The sequence below is a fragment of the Duganella callida genome (assembly GCF_004614165.1).
Lineage (GTDB): Bacteria > Pseudomonadota > Gammaproteobacteria > Burkholderiales > Burkholderiaceae_D > Rugamonas > Rugamonas callida.
Genome location: NZ_SPVG01000191.1, coordinates 31,807 through 52,945, shown reverse-complemented (window position 1 = coordinate 52,945; position 21,139 = coordinate 31,807). Strand labels below are relative to the sequence as shown.

Genomic DNA, 21,139 nt, shown 5'->3' with positions numbered 1-21,139 from the left:
TCTATGAATCCGAAACTGGTATTCTGGGTACCGGCCGCCTTACGCACCGCCATCATCCTGGCGGGCTGCTGGGTGGCGGGCTGGATGTTCGGCTGGAAGAGTGGCCTGGTGCTGGCGCTCATCTGCATGATGGCGCTGGTGTTCGTGCAGCTGTCGTATCTGTACCAGCTCAGCAACTGGATGGACGATCCGCAAAGCGCCAAGCTGCCGGATGGCTGGGGCGAGTGGACCAACATCTTCTCGCGCCTGTACCGCATGCGCCGCGACGACGAGAAAAACCAGGCCGAGCTGACCGAGTGGCTGGCGCGCTTCCGCCAGGCCATGCATTTGCTGCCGGACGGCGTGGTGATCATGGACGACGTGCTGTTCCTTGAGTGGTGCAACCCGGCCGCGGAACAGCATCTGGGCCTGAGCAACGAGCGCGACAAGGGCATGCGCGTGACCAACCTGGTGCGCAACCCGGACTTCATGGATTACATCATCCTGGGCCGTTACGACCAGCCGCTGACCATCAGCTTCCGCGAGCGCAAGCTGATCGTGCACATCATCCCGTTCGAGAACCGCCGCCAGATCCTGGTGACGCACGACGCCACCGAGACCGAGCGCATCGAGGAAATGCGCCGCGACTTCATCGCCAACGCCTCGCACGAATTGCGCACGCCGCTGACGGTGATCGTCGGCTTCCTGGAAATCGCCGCGCAGGAGGGGCTGGACGCGGCCACGCGCGCCGCCCACCTGAAGCTGATGACGGAGCAGGGCCACCGCATGCAGCACCTGATCGAGGACATGCTGACCCTGTCGCGCCTGGAATCGGTCGATTATCCGATGCGGCCCGAGCCGGTGGACGTGCGCAAGCTGATGGACCAGGTGCTGCGCGAGGCGCGCGCGCTGTCGTCCGGCAAGCATGAGATCACCATGGAAGTCAGCGGTCCGGACGTGACCGGCTCGTATGAGGAACTGCATTCGGCGTTCGGCAACCTGGCGTCGAACGCGGTGCGCTACACGCCGGCCGGCGGGCGCATCCACCTGGTGTGGCGGGAGTACGACGGCGGCGTCAAGTTCGTGGTGGAAGATACCGGCATCGGCATCAGCCCCGAGCACATCTCGCGCCTGACCGAGCGCTTCTACCGCGTCGACAAGAGCCGCTCGCGCGAGACGCAGGGCACCGGCCTGGGCCTGGCCATCGTCAAGCACGTGCTGCTGCGTCACAACAGCACGCTGCAGATCAAGTCGGAGGCGGGCAAGGGCAGCAGCTTCATCGTCTGCGTGCCCAAGAGCGCGGTGGTGCATGCGCAGCCCGAGCTGCTGAGCAACTAATCCTTCAGATCGGGCGGCACCTTGCCGCCGTTCTGCGCCAGCTTGTTCATCACCTGGCGGTGCAGCCAGGCGTTCATCAGCGCCGGACGGCCGGGATCGCCCGCATAGTGCAGTTCCTGCGCCAGCTGCTGGCGTGCCTGCGGGCTGCTGTCCAGCCCCAGCAACTGCAGCAGATCGACGATCGAGGCACGCCAGTTCAACAGCACGCCTTGCTGGCGGGCATTCAGCACGGCGGCGACATCCACTTCAGATTGTCCCGGAAGAAAAATCTGGTGGAAAATACGGCTCAGCGTGTCCATGACCGTCTAGCTCAGCGGGGCGAACAGCTGGTCGACGATGCCGGGTTGATGCTGCTCGGCCGTGGCGGCGATTTCCTCGAGCTGGGCCGGCGTGATCTGCTCGGCCTGATCGGCGGTGACGAAGGGCTTGCCGCCGGGGCTGAGGAATTCGCCGATGCTGCCCGCCAGCGAGGTCAGCATCTCGGGGCTGACGTTGTTGAGCAGTTGGTTGACGATTTCCGCGCGCTGGTTGCGGTCGCCGTGGTTGATCAGCTGGCTGACGGCGATGGCGTGTTCAGATTCCATGGTTGCTCCCCTTGTAGTGGTTTGATAAGCGAAGCTTACGGCGTCTGGCGGGAACTTCTGTTCGCGGGCTAACCTAGAGCTTTTGACGGCGGCCGCTTGCGGCGGTTCACAACGTCGGCAACACCCTGAAATCGCTGGCGTCGTTGTCCGCCTCCTCCACGGCGACATGATCCACGCGCGCCGAAGGCGGCCCCTTGCGCGCCCAGGCGACAATCTCCTCCAGCGCCGGCGCCGCACCCTCCACGGTAGCCTCCACCGAGCCATCGCGCCGGTTGCGTACCCAGCCGCGCAAACCCAACCTCAGCGCCTGCCGTTCGAACGACGCGCGGTAGCCCACGCCCTGCACCAGACCAGTCACCACCAATCTTTGCGCCATCTCAACTCCTTATTCCGGGGTCAGGTCTTTCATTGCGTCACGATCTCAACCGTAGCGTGCGCTACGGTTGAGATCGTGACGCAATGAAAGACCTGACCCCGATTTTATTTCATTGTCAGCTGGCAGGCGTGCAGGATGTCGTCGTAGGAGCGCGAGACGTGGTCGGCCAGCGGGAAGACGCAGGTTTTCAGGTCGGGGTTTTCGAACGGGCTCGGCAGCAGCAGCGCGAATTGCTTGCAGTGCGGCAGGCGCGCGCGCATTTTTTCCAGCGCGGCGCTCATTTTGTCGCAGTCGTTCAGCGGATCGACGCTGACCAGGCAGACGATCGAGACCAGCTCCGGGCTGGCGCCCGGTGGCGGCGGTTCCGCCAGCTCGTCCATGGTGCGGCTGCGCGCGTCGATTTTTTGCTCGCGCAGGATGCGCACCAGGATTTCGGTCGCCAGTTCGGCCGATTGCGAACCCAGCGGCACGCTCAGCACCACGCTGCCGGCCGGCACATCGAAGGAGCCCTGGTATTTGCCGGTGTCGGAAATGCGGCTCTCGCGCAACTCGCGGCCGATGCCGCCGCCGGTCAGCACGGTGCTGCGCTTGCGCTTCTTCCACCATTTCGGGTTGCCGCTCAGGGCTTCGATCACGGCAATGATGGAGGACGTGACCTTTTCTTCCTCATCGGCGGTGATGGCCGCGTCTTTCAGGTCGAAGTTCGCCAGGTGCAGGGCCGGCAGCAGCACGCCATCGCAGTATTCGGCCAGCGATTTGTGCTGCATATAGCGCTTGGCGCTGGTGACGATTTCGTGCGCGTCGCCCGACAGCGCGCGCTGGTAGAAGTTTTGCGGCATGGTCAGCGCCGGCAGTTCGCCGAACATGATTTCCAGGACCTTCAGCGCGCGGATGTAGCGTCCCGCCACCACCAGGCACAGCGTCAGCGGCGTCGACAGCACGAGCCCGACCGGGCCCCAGATCCAGCTCCAGAAGATCGCCGACACCACCACCGACAGCGGCGACAGGCCGGTGGTATGGCCGTACAACTTGGGTTCGATGGTCTGGGCGACGATGATTTCCACCGCCAGGAACAGGCCCAGCGTCATCAGCGCCAGCGACCAGCCCGGATCGACCGCCGCCGCCAGCACCGTCGCGCAGACCGCCGCCATCCACACGCCGACGTAGGGTATGAAGCGCAGCACGGCCGTCATCGCGCCCCACAGCGGCGCCTGGCCGACGCCCAGCAAAGCCAGGCCCAGCCAGATCGCCAGGCCGGTGGCGATGTTCACCAGAAACTGCGAAATGAAGAAGCGCGACAGCCGCTCACCGGCATCGTTGACCGCCAGTGTGGTCGCGCGCAAATCGCCGCCGCCGGCCAGGCGGATGAAGCGGTCGCGCAGCGATTCATGTTCGAGCAGCACGAAGATCAGCACCACGAACACGATGCCGGCCGTTTCCAGCGGCGGCCAGACCGACGCCGCCACCTTGGCCAGCAGCTGGAATGGCTTCAGCGCCGGCTCGTGGATTTCCACCAGCACCGGCATGCGCGCCGTGCCATCGGCCAGCTGGACCGGTTGCGGCGCCGCGCCATTTTCCTGCGTGAAGTGGTCGATCAGGTCGCCGGCCGGACCGCCCAGGCTGCCGATGGTGCCGCGCGTCAGCTCGTTCAATATCTCGATCTTGGCGGCGATGGTGTCCTGGTACTTGGGCAGGCTGGCACCCATCATGCCGACCTGCTGCACCAGCACGGCGCCGATCGCCACCAGCGACACCGTCACCACCAGCACGCTGGCGCAGACCGATGTGGTCGGACCGAGTCCCAGGTGGCGCAGCGCGCGCACGAAAGGCGCCAGCAAAAAGCTGAGAATGAACGCCAGGGTGATCGGGATCAGCACATCGCGGCCGAAATAGAGCAGGGCGAGCACCGTGGCGGTGCCGACGAGGCCGGCAACGGCCCCCGGTAAAGTGCGGGACGCAAGCGTATCTGACACCGTGTTTCCTTACGGGTAACTAAAAGCGATGAAATGCACCGCGTTCAACGCGATGTGGACGGCGATCGCCGCCTCGATGCGCTGCGCACGCAGGTAGGCGATCGCGTAGCCGAGGCCGGCGATACTGGCCAGTATGCCATACGCCAGCCCGCCGCCGAGGTGGACCGCGCCAAACAACAGGGCCGACACCAGCGCGGCCAGCCAGGGCCCCCAGGCGAAGCGCGTCAGCGCCGCCGCCAGCCGCGCCTGCAGGAAACCGCGGAAAAACGCTTCCTCGGCGACCACCGTGAACAGCAGGTTGGCCATCAAAAATGTGGCAGTCTGCGCCGGCAATTTGAGGTCGATGTGCACCGCCCCCACCGCCAGTGCCAGTCCCAGCGTGACGACGATGGTGGCCAGCAGCACCGGCAGCGTCCGGAGCAGCACCTGGCCCAGTTCGGTCCACGAGCGCACCCGCCGCGACAGCAAGGCCAGCAGCACCAAGCCCACCGTACCCTTGTCGAAGTTGGCGTACAGGGTGAACGGCGCGCCGCCGGCCGAAATCACAGCCTTATCGATCAGCACGGGATTATGGAAGCCGGGCAGCTTGTGCATGGCCAGCGCCAGCGCCAGCACGGCGGTCAGCAGGCCCAGCGCCAGACGCGCCGGCGCGGCCTGTGCCGTCGCCGTGCCGTAGGCGGTTGCGATCAGCACCGCCAGCGCGGCGATGGCGGCCGGCTGCACCACGCCGCCGACCAGGCCCCAGGCCATCGCCATGACCAGCAACAGCAGCCACAGCGGCACATCGCGCCGACCCAGCCGTAATGGCGAGGCCCAGACCGACACCAGCGCAAGCGCCAGGAAAAGAAAAGCGGAAAAATAGAGCGGCATTGCATCAATCATGAGTTTTGGTCAATGATACCGCAAGGCACCAGATCCGCCTTTAGAACTTGTAGCTGATGCCGGTGACGACCATCGGCGTGGTCTTGCGCTTGGTGAGCGGGCTGTCGGCGGCGTCGCCGCTCAGGCGGGTGACGCCGACCATGGTCAGTACCGACCAGTTGCGATCCAGCGTATGCATCCAGTTCAGGCCGGCCGTGACCGTTTCGAAGCCGGCACCGGCCGTGTGCTGGCGGTAGCCCGAGCGCGCGCTCTGCTCGGCGGTTACGCCAAACCAGGTCTGCGCGTGCTTGCGGTCGCCATATTGCGCCGACACGCCCAGCCCCAGCTGGTCGGCGGCACCGGCGTACAGGGACATCGACCCACCCAGCGTGTAGGTGGCGCCATATTCGCGGTGGCTGAGGTTCTGGTTGGTGCTGAAGCTGAGGCCGACATCGCCGAGCTGGTAGCCGGCGCTCAGCACCGCCTGCGCCGCGCCTTCGATCTTGCCCATGCCTTTGAGTGCGTCGGAGCCGGAGAAGTAGCTTTTCTTGTGGTCTTCGCGGCCGCCGTCATAGCTGAGGGCGGCGCTCAGGCTGACGCCGTCGGCGACGGTGCCCCAGCCGATGCCGCGGCGCGTGCTGGCAAATACGCCGTTGTCCCAGGTGCGTTCGAGGAAGGGCAGCGGGACGAAACGGCTTTTGTCGGCGCCCGCGTATTCGGGCACGTAGGCCAGCCCGCCGCCGGCGGAGAAGCGGTCTTCGGCAAAGCTCTTGTTGTGGAAAGCACAGATGGAGACGATGGTCAGGAGGATGGCGTAGCGCATGGTGGTATTTTCCCGTTCTGAAGGTCCGCCGGCGCCTTGTGCCCGGCTCTGGACGGCGGGAAGTTTCCCAATAAATATGATGTAACGCTATCGGCGTGTCTGAAGTATCATTTGCTGGAATCTTTGGTATCACGCGGCGCTGCCGCGCACTCTGGAGCTGCCTATGTCGCTGACTTTGTATTACCACCCGCTGGCCTCGTTCTGTCACAAGGTACTGATCGCGCTGTATGAGAACGGCACCCAGTTTGAAAAGCGCATCATCAATCTCGGCGAGGAAGCCGACCGCGCCGAGCTGGAATCGATCTGGCCGCTGTGCAAATTCCCGGTGCTGCGCGACCACACGCCGCTGCGCGACGTGCCGGAAACGTCGATCATCATCGAGTACCTCGACCAGCACCACCCCGGCGCCCAGCTGATGATCCCGCAAAACCGCGACGACGCGCTGGACGTGCGCCTGTGGGACCGCTTCTTCGACAATTATGTGCAGGAGCCGATGCAGACCATCGTCAACGCCCATCTGACCGGCATGATGTGCGACCAGACCAAGGAGCGCACCAAGCTGAAGACGGCCTACAAGATGATCGAGAGGCGCATGGCCACACGCAGCTGGATGTGCGGTGAAGCGTTCAGCCTGGCCGACTGCGCCGCCGCGCCCGCGCTGTTCTACGCCCATACGCTGCTGCCGTTTCCGGAGGAATACCATCACCTGCAGAGCTATTTCGAACGGCTGGTGACGCGGCCGTCGGTCAAGCAGGTGCTGGACGAGGCCAAGCCGTATTTTTCGATGTATCCGTTCGCGAAAGATATTCCGGAGCGTTTCCTGTAAAGCGTACTGGCGCACAGTGTGCGGCGGCGGATGTTGGAATCATGGCCGTTCTTCCTCAGGAAAGGACCATCCATGGATACATTCAATCATTCGCGCCGCCTGCTGGTCGGCGCCGCCGCCACCGGCGTGCTCGGTGCGGCGATGGCGCCGGCCGGCGCGCAGCAGGGCAGCGAGGGCAAGCCCGATCAGCCGCCGAAAGATCCCACCACGGCCTATCCCAAGCCGCCGTTTCCCAAGCAGCAGCAGCCCTGGCCGGGCCTGACCAGCAAGATGTCGCCGCGCCCCGACCACGGCGAAACCAGCTACAAGGGCTCCGGCCGTCTGAAGGGCCGCAAGGCGCTGATCACGGGCGGCGATTCCGGCATCGGCCGCGCCGCCGCCATCGCCTATGCGCGCGAGGGCGCCGATGTGGCGATCAATTACCTGCCGGCGGAAGAACCCGATGCGCGCGAAGTGGCCGAGCTGATACGTGCCGAGGGCCGCAAGGCGGTGACGATTCCGGGCGATATCAAGGACGAGGCGTTCTGCAAGAAGCTGGTGGCCGACGCCGTGCAGCAACTGGGCGGGCTCGATATCCTGGTCAACAATGCCGCGCGCCAGTTCTCGCGCGATTCCATCCTGGACATCTCGACCGAGCAGTTCGACGAGACCTTCAAGACCAATGTGTATGCGATGTTCTGGATCACCAAGGCGGCCATCCCGCTGATGAAGCCGGGTTCGACGATCATCAACACGTCCTCGGTCAACGCCTACAATCCCGGCGAAAACATCATCGATTACGCGGCCACCAAGGGCGCGATCATGATTTTCACCAAGGGCCTGGCCAAGCAGTTGGCGCCGAAAGGGATACGGGTGAACGCGGTGGCGCCCGGGCCGTTCTGGACGCCGCTACAGGTGACGGGCGGGCAGCCGGCCGACAAGCTGCCCAAGTTTGGCGAGGATACGCCGATGAAGCGGCCAGGCCAGCCGGCCGAGCTGGCGGCGGTCTATGTGCTGCTGGCGTCGAACGAATCCAGCTATGCCACCGGCCAGGTGTACGGCGCCGTCGGCGGCAACGGCGGTCCGTGATGGCTTAGCCCTGGTTGCCTTCGGGCGCGCTCTGCATCGACGCCGCTTGCGGCATCGCGTTGTTCTGGCTGGCGAGGTTGGCGAAGCGGTTGCTTTCCTCGGTCAGATGCTGGCTGGCGGCCTGCCGGCCGGCATCGGCCAGCTCGCCCGCGGTGCGCGCGGTCTGCGGCACGCGCTCCTGGGCCACCTTGGTCAGCTCATTCTGGAATTCGCTGGCCACCTGCGCCAGCTTCTGATGGTAAGCCTGCAGCTTGTGCAGCGTCGCCTCGGCCGCCTTCGGTGCGGCGTCGGCGGTGCGTTCGGATGGCGGCGTCAGCAGCGCGGTGCGCAGGGCGCTGGTGGAATCGTCCAGCCATTCGCGGCTGAACTGCACATTGGCCTCGGTCAGCTGGCGCAGGGAGTGCAGCACCGCCTGGGTCAGGTCGGTGTAGTAATCGATGCGGGCTTCCGCATGATTGCGCGCTGCCGGGGACAGCGTTTCCACAAACGAGTTCATAAGTTTGCTCCTGGTCGGGGTTGGAAGAGGGGACGTTTTGGAACCTGACGTCCACCACTATCATCGCAAATGTCGCCGCGATATGGCACTCCCGAGCTTGCAGGAACTATTTGTTTTTCCTATTCAACGTTTGGCGCGCGCCGTGGCAGGAGCAGCAGCTCTTTTTGCCGGCCGTTGATGTAGCGGATGCCGCTTTCATCGAAATAGGCATCCTCTTCCAGCATGATGCGCACCGGCTCCTGATAGCCAGGAATCGCGGTGGCCGCGTTCAGCTCGATCGAGTAGGCGGTGCGGTAGCGCAGCTGTTCATCGCCGGTGCCGGGCACGCCGCCCTGCATGTCCCACATGCCGATGGCCGGCCCGGCCGCATGGCCGTGGTAGCCGATCGGATGCGTGTAGATGGTCGGCTGCAGGTTTTCCGCCGTGGCCTGCCTGAGCGCGGCCGCCAACATCTGGTTGCCGCTGCGGCCTTGCTGAAACTGCGACAGCAGGATGTCCTGCACGCGGTTGGCGTTGGCAAAGGCTTGCACCAGCGCTTTCGGCGCGGCCGTCTCGCCCGGCTTCAGTACGTAGGCGTGCTGCTGGATGTCGGTGTTCAGACGCAAATAGGTGATGCCGATGTCCACGTGCAGCAGGTCGCCGGGGATGATGATGTCGGGATTGGCCAGGCCCTTGCCCTGGCGCTGGATCTCCACCGACGGATGGAACCAGGTGTCATAACCGAGATCGCGGATCTTCTGGCGGAACCACCACACCACGTCGTCGGCGGTGGTGATGCCGGGGGTGATCACGCGCTCGGAAAAGCCTTCCTCGATGATCTTGTGGGTGGCGTTGACCAGTTGCGGGTAGATCTGCATTTCCCTTTCGGTACGGGTCTCCAGCCAGCGCACGGCCAGCGGCTCGGCCGACACCACGCGGCGCTTGTAGTCGGCCGGCAGCGCGGCCAGCAGTTCGGTGTATTCGGTATGGTCGATGCCGTCCGCGTGGCCGAAGTTGGCCGAGGTGTTCAGCGCGATCTTGACCGGGTTGCGTTGCTTGATGATGTCCACCAGCGCGGCCCACTGGTCGGGGAATTTTTTCATGTCCCAGGCGGCGGTGATGCTCTTGCCGACGTTGTAGCGCGCCACGGCCAGGCGTTCCACCTTGCCGCTCTTGCCGTCGCGGTAAAACACCAGGATGGTGCGGCGGCGGGCGTTCAGCCATTCGGCCGGCAGCATGGTCTTCAGCACCGGGTCTTCGTTGTACTCGCGTGCCACCACCACCCACATGTCGATGCCGGTCTGCTCCATGGCGGCCGGCAGCAAGTGCTCGAAGCGGTCCGCCAGCAGTTCATTGACGACGGTGGCCTGGTCGCGCACCGACAAGACCTGGGCCTGGGACGCTGCAGCCAGCAGCAGAGACATGGCAAAGAGGAATTTTTTCATCCGTAAATCTTGCGGCGGGATTTAGGCAATGTCAACCAACAATATTTATAATAGCCGCTACATTTTGAGGAGAGAACATGGCTGCACCATCGGTTTTTTATCTGCACGGCGGTCCGGGGCTGGGTCCGGTCTTCGAGCGCGCGCGTTATCCGGAAGCGACGCATGTGCACTGGTGGCACCAGCCGGTGATCCGGCCGTGCGCCGAGGGGCCGTATCTGGACCTGCTGAATTCCACCGTGACCGAGTTCCGCCGCGTGGCCGGGCAGGCCGGCGCGCCGCTGACGGTGATGGCCAGCTCGTTCGGCGCCCACCTGGCGGTGCATCTGGCGCGCACCGTGCCGGAACTGGTCAAAAATATCGTGCTGCTGGCGCCGACCTTCAACCCGGAGCAGGCCGCCCTGCGCCTGGCGCGCCGCGCCTTCCGTGTGCACACCGATCATGAGCATGCGGGCAAGCTGGCCATGGCGTTGGCCATGTACGAGGAAGATCCGGGCCGTCCGCGCTTCTGGGACGTATTCGGCGCCTTGTCGCTGCTGCCGGATGTGACGGCGCTGTATTTCGGCCCCAACGCCGGTCCGGATGCGGCGCGTTCGTTCGCGGAACTGATCCAGCAGCCGGGCGCGTTCGATGGACCGACCTCGGTGGCGACGTCGGATGATTTCTCGGTGCGCGACCATACGCCGCTGCGCAGCCCGTTCGAAGGCCCGGTGTCGGTGCTGTTCGGCGCCTACGATCCGATGATCGATGCCGAACAGGATCGCAAGATCTGGGAGGTGATTTTCCCGCAGGCGGAGTTCTGCAAGGTGGAAACGGGTCACTTCCCGCTGCTGGAACTGACCCTGGAGGCGTGCCTGAGCCCCGCCTGAGGAGGGGCTGGGGGCTCATCGCCGGGCGAAGTGCGCTTCGATTTCTTCCAGCGTCTTGCCCTTGGTCTCGGGCAGCAGGAAGGTGGCGGTCAGGAAGTACAGCAAGGTGCAGCCTGCCCAGCCAAAGAACATGGTCGCATAGCCGTATTCGCCCACGGTGGGCAGGAACACGGCGGCGATCATGGTCGAGACGAACTGGTTGATCAGCAGCGCGATGCTCATGCCGTTCGAGCGGATGCGCGTCGGCATCAGCTCCGACAGCGCCAGCCACACGCACACGCCGGGACCGACCGCGAACCCCGCCACGAACAGACACATGGCCAGCGCCACCTGCCAGCCGTGAGCCGCCGGCGGCACCGCGGCGATGTCGGCGCGTTCGATGCGCAGGGCGGCGTTTTTGGCGTCGGCCGGATCGGCGAACGGATTCAGATGCAGCTTGCGGAAGAACACGCCGATCACGCTGTCCGGCTGCACGGTGTCTTCACGGCTCAGACGCAGCACCGGCAGCGCCGGATCGTCGCTGCGGCGCGTCTGCACATTGGTGAAGGGACCGTAGGAATACGCCACCGTCAGCTGCACTGGCGCGCCGCTCTGGACGCTCAGCGCACGCAGGGTTTCCGCGTCCAGCCGCAGCGACAGGCTGTCGGACTGGATCTGCGCCTGCAACATGGGACGCACGTCGCGCTGTTCGCCTTCGACGCCGCGGAACAGCAGGCCCGCGGCCACCAGGGCCACCACGATGCAGCCGGTGCCCAGCATCAGCAGGAATTTGCGGCCCTTGCGGTCGACCAGTACCACGGCGACGATGGTCATCAGCGAGTTCAATACCTTGAGCGCGACGTCGGCCGCGTTGGCGGTGGCGCCGGGCAGGCCGGCCTGGTTCAGGATGTTCACCACGTAGGCCAGCACCGAGTTGATGCCGGTGGCCTGGTTCAGCGCCAGGATCAGGCAGGCCAGCAGGAAGGGCAGCACGTAGCGGCGGCTGAGCAGCGACTCCCCGGTGCGCGGGGAGGCGCGGTACGCGGCCTCGCTGCCGGCCGCGCGGCCATTCGCGCCCGTCCCGGCGCCAGCCGCGGTCCCGCTGTCTCCCGTGTTCGCGGGGGCCAGCGCCTGCCGGATTTCGCGCAGCTCGGCTTCCGCCTCGTCGGCGGGGCGGGTGCGCAGCAGCGCGGTGCGGGCCTCCTCCATGCGTCCGCGGCGCGCCAGCCAGCGCGGCGATTCGGACAGCAGCAGGCTGCCAATGGTGAACACCAGGCCCGGCGTCAGACACCACCAGAAGATGCTGCGCCAGGCATGATCCTTGGCCGCGAAGACGGCCGCCTCGCGCGCGCTGTCGCCCAGTTGCCGGGCCGCCGCGGTGGCGGTTTCCACCGACTGCGCCTGCAGCAGGCCGACCACGGCCGCCGCCACCAGGCCGATGGTCAGCAGCAGCTGGAACAGCGCGGCGCCGCGTCCGCGCTGGCGCGCGTGCAGGCACTCGGCCAGGTACAGCGGCACGATCACGCCGATCAAGCCGCCGCTGACGCCTTGCAGCAGACGGCCGAGCAGCAGCGGCACGTAGCCGTCGGCCAGCGCGATCAGCGGAATACTGAGCGTGAACAGCACGCCCGACAGCACCATCGCCCAGCGCCTGCCGATCCAGTCGGCCAACGCGCCGGCAAACAACGAGGACAGCACGGATCCCAGCAGCACCGCCGCCACGATGAAGCCGAGTTGCTGGGCACTCAAACGCCACGCCACCGAGGCGGTGGATTCCAGATAGGGCAGCGCGCCGGCAATGATGCCCACGTCTATCCCGTACAGCAAACCACCTATGCCTGCGATGAACAATAAAAACTTCATGGCGCGTGCTTGCATCAAGTCTCCCGTCGTTTAAGTTGCTGTGAGATCGATGGCTTCACCTTCCACGAAGACGGCCACCGGTTGTAATTCTTCGTTGAGGACCACCATGTCGGCCCAGGCGCCGGTCGCCAGCCTGCCGCGCTCCATTTCGCCCAGATAATCGGCCGGGTAGAGCGACAAACGGTGCGAGGCGTCGGCCAGGTCCAGACCCAGGCCGACAAAATTGCGCAGCGCCTGATCCATGGTCAGCACACTGCCGGCCAGCGATCCGGTCGCCAGCCGCACGCAGCCCACGCACTTGTAGACGCGCTGGCTGCCCAGCGCATATTCGCCGTCCGGCATGCCGGTGGCCGAGGTGGCGTCGGTCACGCCGTACAGGCGCGGAATCGCGCGCAGGGCCGCGCGGATCGCACCGGGATCGACGTGCTGCAGGTCGGGGATGATTTCCGCATACTCCGCATGCGCGAGCGCCGCGCCGACGATGCCGGGCTTGTAGTGGTTCAGCCCCGTCATGCCGTTGTACAGATGGGTGAAGCCGGCCGCACCGGCCTTCAGTGCGGCCACGCCATCCTCGTACGAGCCGTTGCTATGACCGATCTGCACGCGGATGCCCAAGGCGTTCATTTGCGGGATCAGGTCGAGGTGGCCATCGACTTCGGTGGCGAGGGTCATGGCGCGGATGGGCGCAATGGCGTGATAGCTGCGCACCAGGTCCATGCTGCCCATGACCACCGCATCGGCCGGCTGCGCGCCGAGGCGATGAATGCTGAGGAAGGGGCCTTCCAGATGCACGCCCAGCATGCGCGCGCCGCCGGCCGGACGCGCGGCGATCACCGGCGCCAGGCCGTTGAGCGCACGGCGGATCGAATTGTCGGTGGCGGTCATGGTGGTGCCCAGCATGGCCGTGGTGCCGTGCTTCGCATGCGCGCGCGCCACGGTGGCGCCGGCGCCGCCGCCCTGCATGATGTCGACGCCGGCCGCGCCATGCACGTGCAGGTCGATAAAGCCGGGCAGGATGGTCAGCCTGCCGTCGGCGCCCTGGTCCTCGCTGATCTGGCGGATGCGCTGATCGAAATCGATGCGGCCCTTGATCCAGCCGGCGGGGGTAAGAATACGTCCACTCAGCACGGCGTCACTCCGCTATCAGCAGCTCGATGCCGGCTTCCAGCAGGCCGTCGCGGTACTCCGGGCTGATGCCGGCGTCGGTGATCACCGTGTCCACGCGGTCCAGCTGCACGATGCGGTGCAGGCTCACGCGGCCGAACTTGGAGGCGTCGGTCAGCACGATGATCTTCTTGGCCCGTTCCACCATCTTGTGATTCAGGCTGGCCTCGGCCTCGTGGTGGGTGGTGACGCCGAACTGCAGGTCGAAACCGTCGACACCGAGGAACAGTTTGTCGAAGCTGTAGGCCTGCAGGCAGGCTTCGGCCTGCGAACCCTGGATCGACAGCGACTGCTTGCGCAGCAGTCCGCCGGTCAGGATCAGGTCCACGCCCGGCGCGTCGGCCAGTTCCCAGGCGATATTCAGGCCGTTGGTCATTACCGTCACATCCTTCGCCTCGCGCAGATGGCGCGCCAGCGAGATGGTGGTGGTGCCCGAGTCGATGATGATGTTATCGCCCGGCTGCACCATGCGCGCGGCGTAGGCGCCGATCTTCACTTTCTGTTCGTGATTGATCGCGTCCTTTTGCGGGATGGTGTGTTCGGTGGGCGGGGTGCGCATCAGCGATGCGCCGCCATGGCTGCGCGTCACCAGGCCCTGGGATTCCAGCGCGCTGAGGTCGGTGCGGATGGTGACCGCGGAGACCCCCAGCTGTTCCACCAGCTCGTTCACCTGCACCGAGCCGTGTTGAGTGAGCGCCTGCATGATGGAGGCGCGGCGTTGGCTGGTATGTCGCATTGTTTAGATGGCTAATCTGTCAAAAGATTGCAGCTTAACAGATCGCGGCGGCGCTGCCAGCATGCGCCGCAGCATCCTGCGCCGCATTGCGGTTGCAGGCCCGCGCGTACTGCGCCAGCAGGCGGCCGATTTTGTGTTCGAGCAGGGCATTGGCCCTGGCCGGCAGCTGGCCTTGCAGCACTTCCAGGTACTGTTCCGGCAGGTGCTGGCTGAGCAGCGACAGCGGGATCTCGAGGCGATCGAGGTTGGCCACCAGCTTGTCCACCGCGGCCACCACCGGCGGCTCGCCCCAGTAATAGCGGCAGCGGTCGCTCAGGCCGTAGCGGCGCAGCAGGCGCTGTTCGGCGCTGCTGCCCGAATAGTGCTTGGCCCAGTGCCTGGGCTGGGACAGCATGGCTTCGTCCAGCACCTGCATCAGGCGCGAGGTCTGGCCGGCCGGGACCAGTTCCTCTTCGATGCGGCACAGCGCCATCAGGCCCTCGCGCAGGGCAAAGGTGGCGGCCGGGCCGACCTTGAGGATGGCGAAATGGTCGCGCACCATCTGGTGCAGGGCCGATTCGCGCTGGTAGTCGGTGGAATGCGCTTCGAACACGATGCCCGGCTGGCCGGCGACGAAGGCCGACAGCTCTGCCGCCTGTGCCGCGTCGTAATGCTGGATGTGGCTGTGATCGAAGTCCACGCCCGGCTGCACCACCATGGCGATCACGCGGCGCCAGGCGGCGTGCAGGTCGCGGTCCATGAATGCCTTGCGGTGCACGTCCAGCGTGCGCCGGGCCGCCTGCGGCGCGGTGACGGCGCCAGCCTGCGCCAGATTCGCTTCGCCGCCCGGAATAGGTACCTCGGTACCGATCACGTAGACCGGCGGCGGCAGGCCGGCGTCGGCCGCCGCCGCCTCGGCGACGACGCACAGCCGCGCCGAGCGTTCGGCGATGACGTCATCGCTCAGGAACTGCGGATCGTCGGCGCAGCGCATGCTGCAATCGAGGTGGATCTTGTGGAAGCCGGCCGCCGCATACGCCGCGATCAGCACTTCCGCGTGCCGCATGGCGGTGGCGGCGTCCAGAGCCTGCCAGGCGTTCGGGCCGAGATGGTCGCCGCCCAGCACCAGCCGTTCGAGCGCAAAGCCGTGCTCGCGCGCCAGCTCGTGCACGTAATCGCGGAACTGCGGCGGCGTCATGCCGGTGTAGCCGCCGAACTGGTCGACCTGGTTCGATGTCGCCTCCACCAGCAACACCGTGTCGTAGCGCGCAGCCACCTGCATGGCGGCGCGCAGCACGACGGGGTGGCTGCAGCATACGCTGTACAAGCCGGCGGGCTCGCCGCGACGGTGGGCGGCAATGATCTGCTGGAGGGGGGACAGGCTTTCGGTGGTGTTCATATGACTCAGTCGTTCAGTTGTTGACGGGCGAGCAGGGCGGCGCCGCGCGCGCCGCCGGCGTCGCCGAAGGTCGGCGGCAGCACGGGCGGGGTGCGCACGCCGGAAAACAGGTGCTTGTCCATCGCCGGCGGCAGCTTCTGGTACAGGTGCGCCAGTTGCGACAGGCCTCCGCCCAGCACGATCACGTGCGGGTCCAGGGCCAGCACCAGCGACGCCAGGGCATTGGCCAGCAGGTCCACGTGGACATCGAGCGTGTGCCGCGCGTCGGCCGAGCCGCTTTGCGCGCGTGCCATGATGGTCAGCGGCGTTTCATCCAGGCCGCTGTAGTGGCGGTAGATATTGCGCATGCCGGTGCCTGAGACATAGCGTTCCAGGCAGCCGCGCCGCCCGCAGGGGCAGTCGTACAGCGGCAATTCGTGCTGGGCCAGCAGCGATGCGGCCAGTGGCCAGTGGCCCCATTCGCCGGCGACACCGTTCAGGCCGCGCAGCAGCCGGCCGCTGACGCAATAACCGCCGCCGGCGCCGGTGCCGATGATGGCGCCGAACATGGTGGCCGCGCCGTCCGCCGCGCCGCCCTGGGCTTCGGACAGGGCGAAGCACTGGCAGTCGTTGCCGACCGCGAGCGGCCGTTGCAGCACTTCCTGCAGCGATTGCGCCACCATGCGGCCGTTCAGCGCCGGCACGTTGGAGCTGAGCTGGCGGCCGGTGACGGCGTCGATCACGCCAGGCAGGCCGATACCGACCGGTGCGCGCAGGCCCAGCGCGCGGTCGGCGCGGTCTATCAACCCCTGTATCGCGGCGACGAATTCGGTAAAGTCGGTGCCCGGCGTGGCGATGCGCTCGCGGTGCACCTCGTGTAGCTGCGCGCCATCCTCGGCGTAAGCCACCAGTTCGATCTTGGTGCCGCCGATGTCGATGCCGTGATAGCCGCGCTTAGAATTCATCATGGCGATAGATGGTGACGCCTTGAACCACACGGTTCACGATGCCGCCCGTGAATGGGTTATCGGGACGCAGTTGCAGCAGCGCTGACTGGTGCAGCGCGTACTGCTGCGCCATCAACAGCCACAGGGGCGCCAGCCAGGCGTCCGGCCAGGATGGCGCATCGATACCGATCTCGCCGTCCGCGCCGACGGTCAGCACGCGGCTGGCCACCTGGTCGCGGCGCAATTCATCCAGCAGATCCTGTTCGTAGCGGCGCGCCAGCGGATCGGCGCTGCGGAACATTACCACCAGCGTATCGCGCGTCACCGCCGCTTTCGGACCGTGGCGGAAGCCGAGCGCGCTGTTGGACATGGCCATCACACTGCCGGCGGTCAGCTCCAGTATCTTCAGCGCGGCTTCCTTGGCCAGCGCTTCCAGCGGACCGCTGCCCAGATAGATCACGCGCGACACGCGCTGCGCGGACAGTTCGGCCACCGGCGCCGACCACTGCTCCAGCGCTTGCGCTCCCAGGTCGGCCAGCGCGCTCAACTGCCCGGGATTGAAATCCGGGTCCAGTGCGCACAGTGCGGCCAGCAGCATGCAGGTCAGGCTGCTGGTCATGGCGAAGCCGCGGTCGCAGCTGGCGGCCGGCATCATCAGGTTCAGGGTGCGTTCATCGCCGGCGCTTTGTGTGGCGAGGTCGCCGTCGGCATTGCAGGTGATGTTGAGGAAGCGCGCGTTCGGCACCATGTCGCGCACCAGCCGCACGGTGGCCGTGCTTTCAGGGCTGTTGCCGCTGCGGCCGAAGGACACCAGCAGGGTCGGTGCCCCGGTTTCCAGATAGAGGGCGGGATGGCTCAGCAGGCTGGTGGTCGGAATCGCCCGCACCTGGCAGGGCCAGGCCGCGTTGATTTCATCCGCGATGATCTCGCCTATATAAGCGGAGCTGCCGGCGCCGGTCAGGATCACGCGCTGCTGCGGATCGCGCAGGCTGTCACCGAGGAAGGCGGCGATGCGGCGTTGTTCTGCGCTCAGATGCGCCGACAGCTCGCGCCACATGGCCGGCTGGTGGGCGATTTCTTCCGCGGTATCGAGGCCGCCGATGTCGCGCCAGTCGGCAGTTGTACGCTGAAATAAGGTAGTCATCGAAAGAATTTGTCTGTTGAGGTCAGCGGAAGAGTAAGCTTTTATTTTCGATATGTCAAATACGAAAGCAAAAAGAAAGTTTAATCGGCGAGCCAGAACGTGGCAATGTATCGGTTTTGCGACGTATTCGAAAGTTATAAACGGTATTGCCACGCAAATCGAAAGATTTTTGCAATTATTTTTCGCTTTCTCTTTCTTTTTATTGACCGTGCTTGTTTTTGTTTCTAGAGTAATTGCAGAGCAACGCAAAATCTTTCGAAGTAAAGCCAAAACACGATAAACGAGGGAGAGTTCAGCATGCACCACAGCCGCTTTAAATTTCGCAACAGCGCCATTCGCCAGGCGACAGCCATTTTGATCGGCCTGACCGTGGCGGCGGCCGGCAATCAGGCGCTGGCCCAGTCTAACGCCACCACTACCATATACGGCGAAGTGGCGTCGCCGGCCGGCGCCACCGTGGTGCTGGAGAACCTGGCCACCGGCGCCCAGCGGACCCTGACGCCCGATGCGTCGGGGCGCTACATCGCCAACTCGATGCCGCCAGGCCGCTATGCGCTACGCGTGCTGCGCGGCGGTACGGTACAGGATACGCGCGAAATCGAGGCGCTGGTGGGCAGCGGGGCGGAGGTGAACTTCGGCGCCAAGGAAGAAGGACAAACTGTGGTGGTGCGCGCGACGCGCAATTATATCGACGTCTCCAACACCAATAACGGCGTGGTCTTCACCGCCAAGGAGCTAAAGGTGCTGCCGGTGGCGAATGACGTGGCTTCGGTGGTGCAGCTGACGCCGGGCGTGGCGCGCGGCACCAACAGCCAGTACGGCAATGCACCCTCGATCGGCGGGTCCGGCCAGTCGGAGAATGCCTTCTATGTCAATGGCTTCCCGGTCACCAATCTGCTGACGCAGGTGGGCGCGTCGGAACTGCCGTTCGGCGCGATCTCCAACATGCAGGTGCTGTCCGGCGGTTATGGTTCGGAGTTCGGCCGTTCGACTGGTGGAGTGGTCAACATCACCACCAAGAGCGGCGGCAACGAGTTCCACGTGGGTGGCAAATTGTCCACCATCCCCGCCAGTCTGCGCGGCACGACGGAGAACACGTATTATCCGAATACCGGCGCGCATCCGGACACCGACGGCAAGCTGCTGTACTGGAACCGCGACAATGAGACCACCAGCCGCGTCGCAGGCGTGTATGCCAGCGGCCCTCTCATCAAGAATAAGCTGTTCGCCTTCATCGGCCTGGAACGAACCAGGACCGACAGCGATGCGATCGGCGCCACCAGCGACGCCACGTCCAGCGTGAAAAGCGGCTGGAGCAGCAGCCAGTCCACCGTGGACCGCGGCTTGGCCAAGATCGATTTCAATCTGAACGAAGACCATCACTTCGAATACACCAAACTGTATGACCGCACCAAGACGTTCAGCCAGTCCTTCGGCTTCGACTACAGTACGCTGAAGCGCAATAACGTTCCCGCGACACCGGGCGAGACCACCATCAACTGCTGCGGCTCGGCGTCGGCGCCGGGCGCGAATATCGACATTTACAAGTATACCGGCTACCTGACCGATAATCTGACCGTCACCGCGCTGTGGGGCAAATCGCGCACCAGCCATACGCGCACGCCGACCGGCTACGATCCTTCGCTGCCGCAGATTTCGACCGGCGCCACGGTGCAGGTGCCCGGCCTGACCTACCCGGTGCCGCAGACTGTGACCGGTAACCTGGTCGATCCGTCGTCGGGCGACCGTCAGAAAGCCAAGCGTCTGGACGTCGAATACCGCCTGGGCGATCACTCCCTGCGCGGTGGTATCGACCGTATCGATGTCGATTCGACGGTGGGCAACACCTACGCCGGCGGTGTGCGCTGGACTTACCGCAAGGCGTCCAATCCGAACACGCCGATCAATGGCGCATTCGAGACGCCCGCGCAGGGCGGCGGCTATGGCGTCGATGGCTATTACGTCAGCCGCGATCTGTATGACAAGGTCGCCCATCCCACCAGCGAACAATCGGCACAATACATCCAGGATCACTGGCAGGTGACGCCACGCGTGCTGCTGGATCTGGGCCTGCGCCGCGAGCAGTTCACCAATTACACCACCACCGGCGACGCCTTCATCTCGCAGCGGAACATGATCGCGCCGCGTCTGGGCGCGACCTGGGACTACAAGGGCGATGGCTCGCTGAAGATTTTTGCCAACGCCGGCCGTTACCATCTGCCGGTGCCGTCCAACCTGTCCAGCAATCTGGCCTCGCCGTATCTGTCGACCAGCCAGTTCTACACCTACACCGGTGTCGATCCGGCGACCGGCGCGCCGACCGGGCTGCATGCGATCAGCAATCCATATTCGGCCAATAACGCCTACGGCACGGCGCGCGATGCGAAGGAAGTCACGGCCATCGGCCTGAAGCCGCTGTCGCAGGATGAGCTGTCGCTGGGCTTCGAGAAGGTGCTCAACAAGCAGATCGTGGTCGGGTTGAGCGGTTTGTATCGCCGTCTGAACGATACCAATGACGACACTTGCGATCAGCGTCCTATCGATGCCTGGGCGGCGCGCAACAACGTCGATACCGGCAAGTGGGGCGGCTTCCAGTGCGCGATCATCAATCCTGGCCGCGACAATGCGCTGTGGATCGACTTCGCCGACGGCCACGGCCTGCGCCGCGTCGATATCTCGGCGGCGGAGTGGGGCAATCCCAAGCCGGACCGCACCTACAAGGCGCTGACCTTCTTCGTCGAGCACCCGTACAGCAATGGCTGGTACGGCAAAGTGACCTATACCCTGTCCGCACTGAAGGGCAATATGGAAGGGCAGACCGATACCATCGGCGGCGGCGACGTCGGCCTGACCGTCAGCGACGATCACAAGGAACTGATGTACAACGCTTACGGTTATCTGCCGGGCGATCATCGCCATTCGATCAAGGCGTATGGCTTCTTCCAGGTGACGCCGGAGTGGACCATCGGCGGCAATCTGAATCTGACCTCGGGCGCGCCGCGCAACTGTATCGGCGAGCTGCCGGCCGATCTGAAGTGGGAAAACGACTACGGTGCGGCCTATTTCTACTGCAACGGCAAGCCGACGCCGCGCGGCAGCCAGGGACGTCTGCCATGGCAGACCCAGATCGACCTGAATCTCGCCTATCAGCCGCGCTTCGCCAAGGGCTTGAGCCTGAAGGTGGACGTGTTCAATGTGCTGGACCGTCAGACCATCCAGCGCTACAACGAGACCCGCGAAGATGGCGGCGGCGATATCGCCCGCAGCTATCTGCAGGTGACCAGCCGCGCGGCGCCGCGGTCGGTGCGTCTCACCGCGGAATATGAATTCTAAGG

At 65.2% G+C, this 21,139-nt stretch carries 18 protein-coding genes and 1 pseudogene; 5 read left to right on the top strand and 14 right to left on the bottom strand.

Going from position 1 to position 21,139, the window contains the following annotated elements; all coding sequences use genetic code 11:
- Nucleotides 1-3: 3 nt before the first annotated feature.
- Nucleotides 4-1,317 (top strand): phosphate regulon sensor histidine kinase PhoR, encoded by a 1,314-nt coding sequence (gene phoR, locus E4L98_RS19420; protein WP_135203190.1) that lies wholly within the window; start codon nt 4-6, stop codon nt 1,315-1,317.
- Here the strand turns inward: phoR and E4L98_RS19415 are convergent.
- The 6 genes and pseudogenes from E4L98_RS19415 to E4L98_RS19390 all read right to left on the bottom strand — a co-directional run.
- Nucleotides 1,314-1,562: pseudogene (locus E4L98_RS19415) on the bottom strand (DUF3597 domain-containing protein); the annotation flags it as partial. The gene phoR and the pseudogene E4L98_RS19415 overlap by 4 nt on opposite strands.
- A gap of 60 nt (nt 1,563-1,622) precedes the next feature.
- Nucleotides 1,623-1,901 (bottom strand): hypothetical protein, encoded by a 279-nt coding sequence (locus E4L98_RS19410; protein WP_135203188.1) that lies wholly within the window; start codon nt 1,899-1,901, stop codon nt 1,623-1,625.
- Between the two features lie 106 nt (nt 1,902-2,007).
- Nucleotides 2,008-2,277: an acylphosphatase gene (locus tag E4L98_RS19405; RefSeq protein ID WP_135203187.1), complete on the bottom strand. Its 270-nt coding sequence runs from the start codon at nt 2,275-2,277 to the stop codon at nt 2,008-2,010.
- A gap of 104 nt (nt 2,278-2,381) precedes the next feature.
- Nucleotides 2,382-4,250, bottom strand: a complete 1,869-nt coding sequence (locus E4L98_RS19400; protein ID WP_167761385.1) for an AI-2E family transporter — start codon at nt 4,248-4,250, stop codon at nt 2,382-2,384.
- Nucleotides 4,251-4,259: 9 nt separating this feature from the next.
- Entirely contained in the window at nt 4,260-5,120 is an 861-nt protein-coding gene (locus E4L98_RS19395) for a CPBP family intramembrane glutamic endopeptidase (RefSeq protein ID WP_135203186.1), read from the bottom strand.
- A gap of 52 nt (nt 5,121-5,172) precedes the next feature.
- Nucleotides 5,173-5,934: a MipA/OmpV family protein gene (locus E4L98_RS19390; protein ID WP_135203185.1), complete on the bottom strand. Its 762-nt coding sequence runs from the start codon at nt 5,932-5,934 to the stop codon at nt 5,173-5,175.
- Nucleotides 5,935-6,097: 163 nt separating this feature from the next.
- Here E4L98_RS19390 and E4L98_RS19385 point away from each other — a divergent pair, with 163 nt between their 5' ends.
- Both E4L98_RS19385 and E4L98_RS19380 read left to right on the top strand, forming a co-directional pair.
- The gene (locus tag E4L98_RS19385; protein ID WP_135203184.1) at nt 6,098-6,760 is read left to right on the top strand and encodes a glutathione S-transferase family protein; all 663 of its coding nucleotides are present in this window, start codon (nt 6,098-6,100) and stop codon (nt 6,758-6,760) included.
- A 72-nt stretch (nt 6,761-6,832) separates the two neighbouring features.
- A complete protein-coding gene (locus tag E4L98_RS19380) occupies nt 6,833-7,828 on the top strand; it encodes an SDR family oxidoreductase (protein WP_135203183.1) in 996 nt (331 codons plus the stop codon).
- Between the two features lie 4 nt (nt 7,829-7,832).
- Here E4L98_RS19380 and E4L98_RS19375 read toward each other — a convergent pair whose 3' ends face one another.
- Entirely contained in the window at nt 7,833-8,324 is a 492-nt protein-coding gene (locus E4L98_RS19375) for a phasin family protein (RefSeq protein WP_135203182.1), read from the bottom strand.
- Nucleotides 8,325-8,443: 119 nt separating this feature from the next.
- On the bottom strand, nt 8,444-9,748 hold the full coding sequence (locus tag E4L98_RS19370) for a M24 family metallopeptidase (RefSeq protein WP_229257473.1): 1,305 nt from the start codon (nt 9,746-9,748) through the stop codon (nt 8,444-8,446).
- Between the two features lie 77 nt (nt 9,749-9,825).
- On the opposite strand from E4L98_RS19370, the gene E4L98_RS19365 reads away from it, so the two are divergent.
- Nucleotides 9,826-10,614: an alpha/beta fold hydrolase gene (locus E4L98_RS19365; protein WP_229257472.1), complete on the top strand. Its 789-nt coding sequence runs from the start codon at nt 9,826-9,828 to the stop codon at nt 10,612-10,614.
- 15 nt (nt 10,615-10,629) lie between these two features.
- Here E4L98_RS19365 and E4L98_RS19360 read toward each other — a convergent pair whose 3' ends face one another.
- Genes E4L98_RS19360 through E4L98_RS19335 form a run of 6 tightly spaced genes read right to left on the bottom strand, consistent with a single transcriptional unit; the run spans nt 10,630 to nt 17,804 of the window.
- Nucleotides 10,630-12,471 (bottom strand): MFS transporter, encoded by a 1,842-nt coding sequence (locus E4L98_RS19360; RefSeq protein WP_229257471.1) that lies wholly within the window; start codon nt 12,469-12,471, stop codon nt 10,630-10,632.
- A 15-nt stretch (nt 12,472-12,486) separates the two neighbouring features.
- Nucleotides 12,487-13,584, bottom strand: a complete 1,098-nt coding sequence (nagA, locus tag E4L98_RS19355) for an N-acetylglucosamine-6-phosphate deacetylase (RefSeq protein ID WP_135203180.1) — start codon at nt 13,582-13,584, stop codon at nt 12,487-12,489.
- 4 nt (nt 13,585-13,588) lie between these two features.
- On the bottom strand, nt 13,589-14,356 hold the full coding sequence (locus E4L98_RS19350) for a DeoR family transcriptional regulator (protein WP_135203179.1): 768 nt from the start codon (nt 14,354-14,356) through the stop codon (nt 13,589-13,591).
- A gap of 34 nt (nt 14,357-14,390) precedes the next feature.
- Nucleotides 14,391-15,734 carry a D-tagatose-bisphosphate aldolase, class II, non-catalytic subunit gene (locus tag E4L98_RS19345; protein ID WP_205746781.1) on the bottom strand — a complete coding sequence of 448 codons (1,344 nt, stop codon included), beginning with the start codon at nt 15,732-15,734 and terminating at the stop codon, nt 14,391-14,393.
- Between the two features lie 5 nt (nt 15,735-15,739).
- The gene (locus E4L98_RS19340) at nt 15,740-16,681 is read right to left on the bottom strand and encodes an ROK family protein (RefSeq protein ID WP_135203178.1); all 942 of its coding nucleotides are present in this window, start codon (nt 16,679-16,681) and stop codon (nt 15,740-15,742) included.
- Nucleotides 16,668-17,804 (bottom strand): SIS domain-containing protein, encoded by a 1,137-nt coding sequence (locus E4L98_RS19335; protein WP_135203177.1) that lies wholly within the window; start codon nt 17,802-17,804, stop codon nt 16,668-16,670. Before E4L98_RS19335 ends, E4L98_RS19340 begins: the two co-directional genes overlap by 14 nt.
- 297 nt (nt 17,805-18,101) lie before the next feature.
- Between E4L98_RS19335 and E4L98_RS19330 the strand changes: the two genes are divergently transcribed.
- Nucleotides 18,102-21,137: a TonB-dependent receptor gene (locus tag E4L98_RS19330; protein WP_135203176.1), complete on the top strand. Its 3,036-nt coding sequence runs from the start codon at nt 18,102-18,104 to the stop codon at nt 21,135-21,137.
- Nucleotides 21,138-21,139 lie beyond the last annotated feature (2 nt).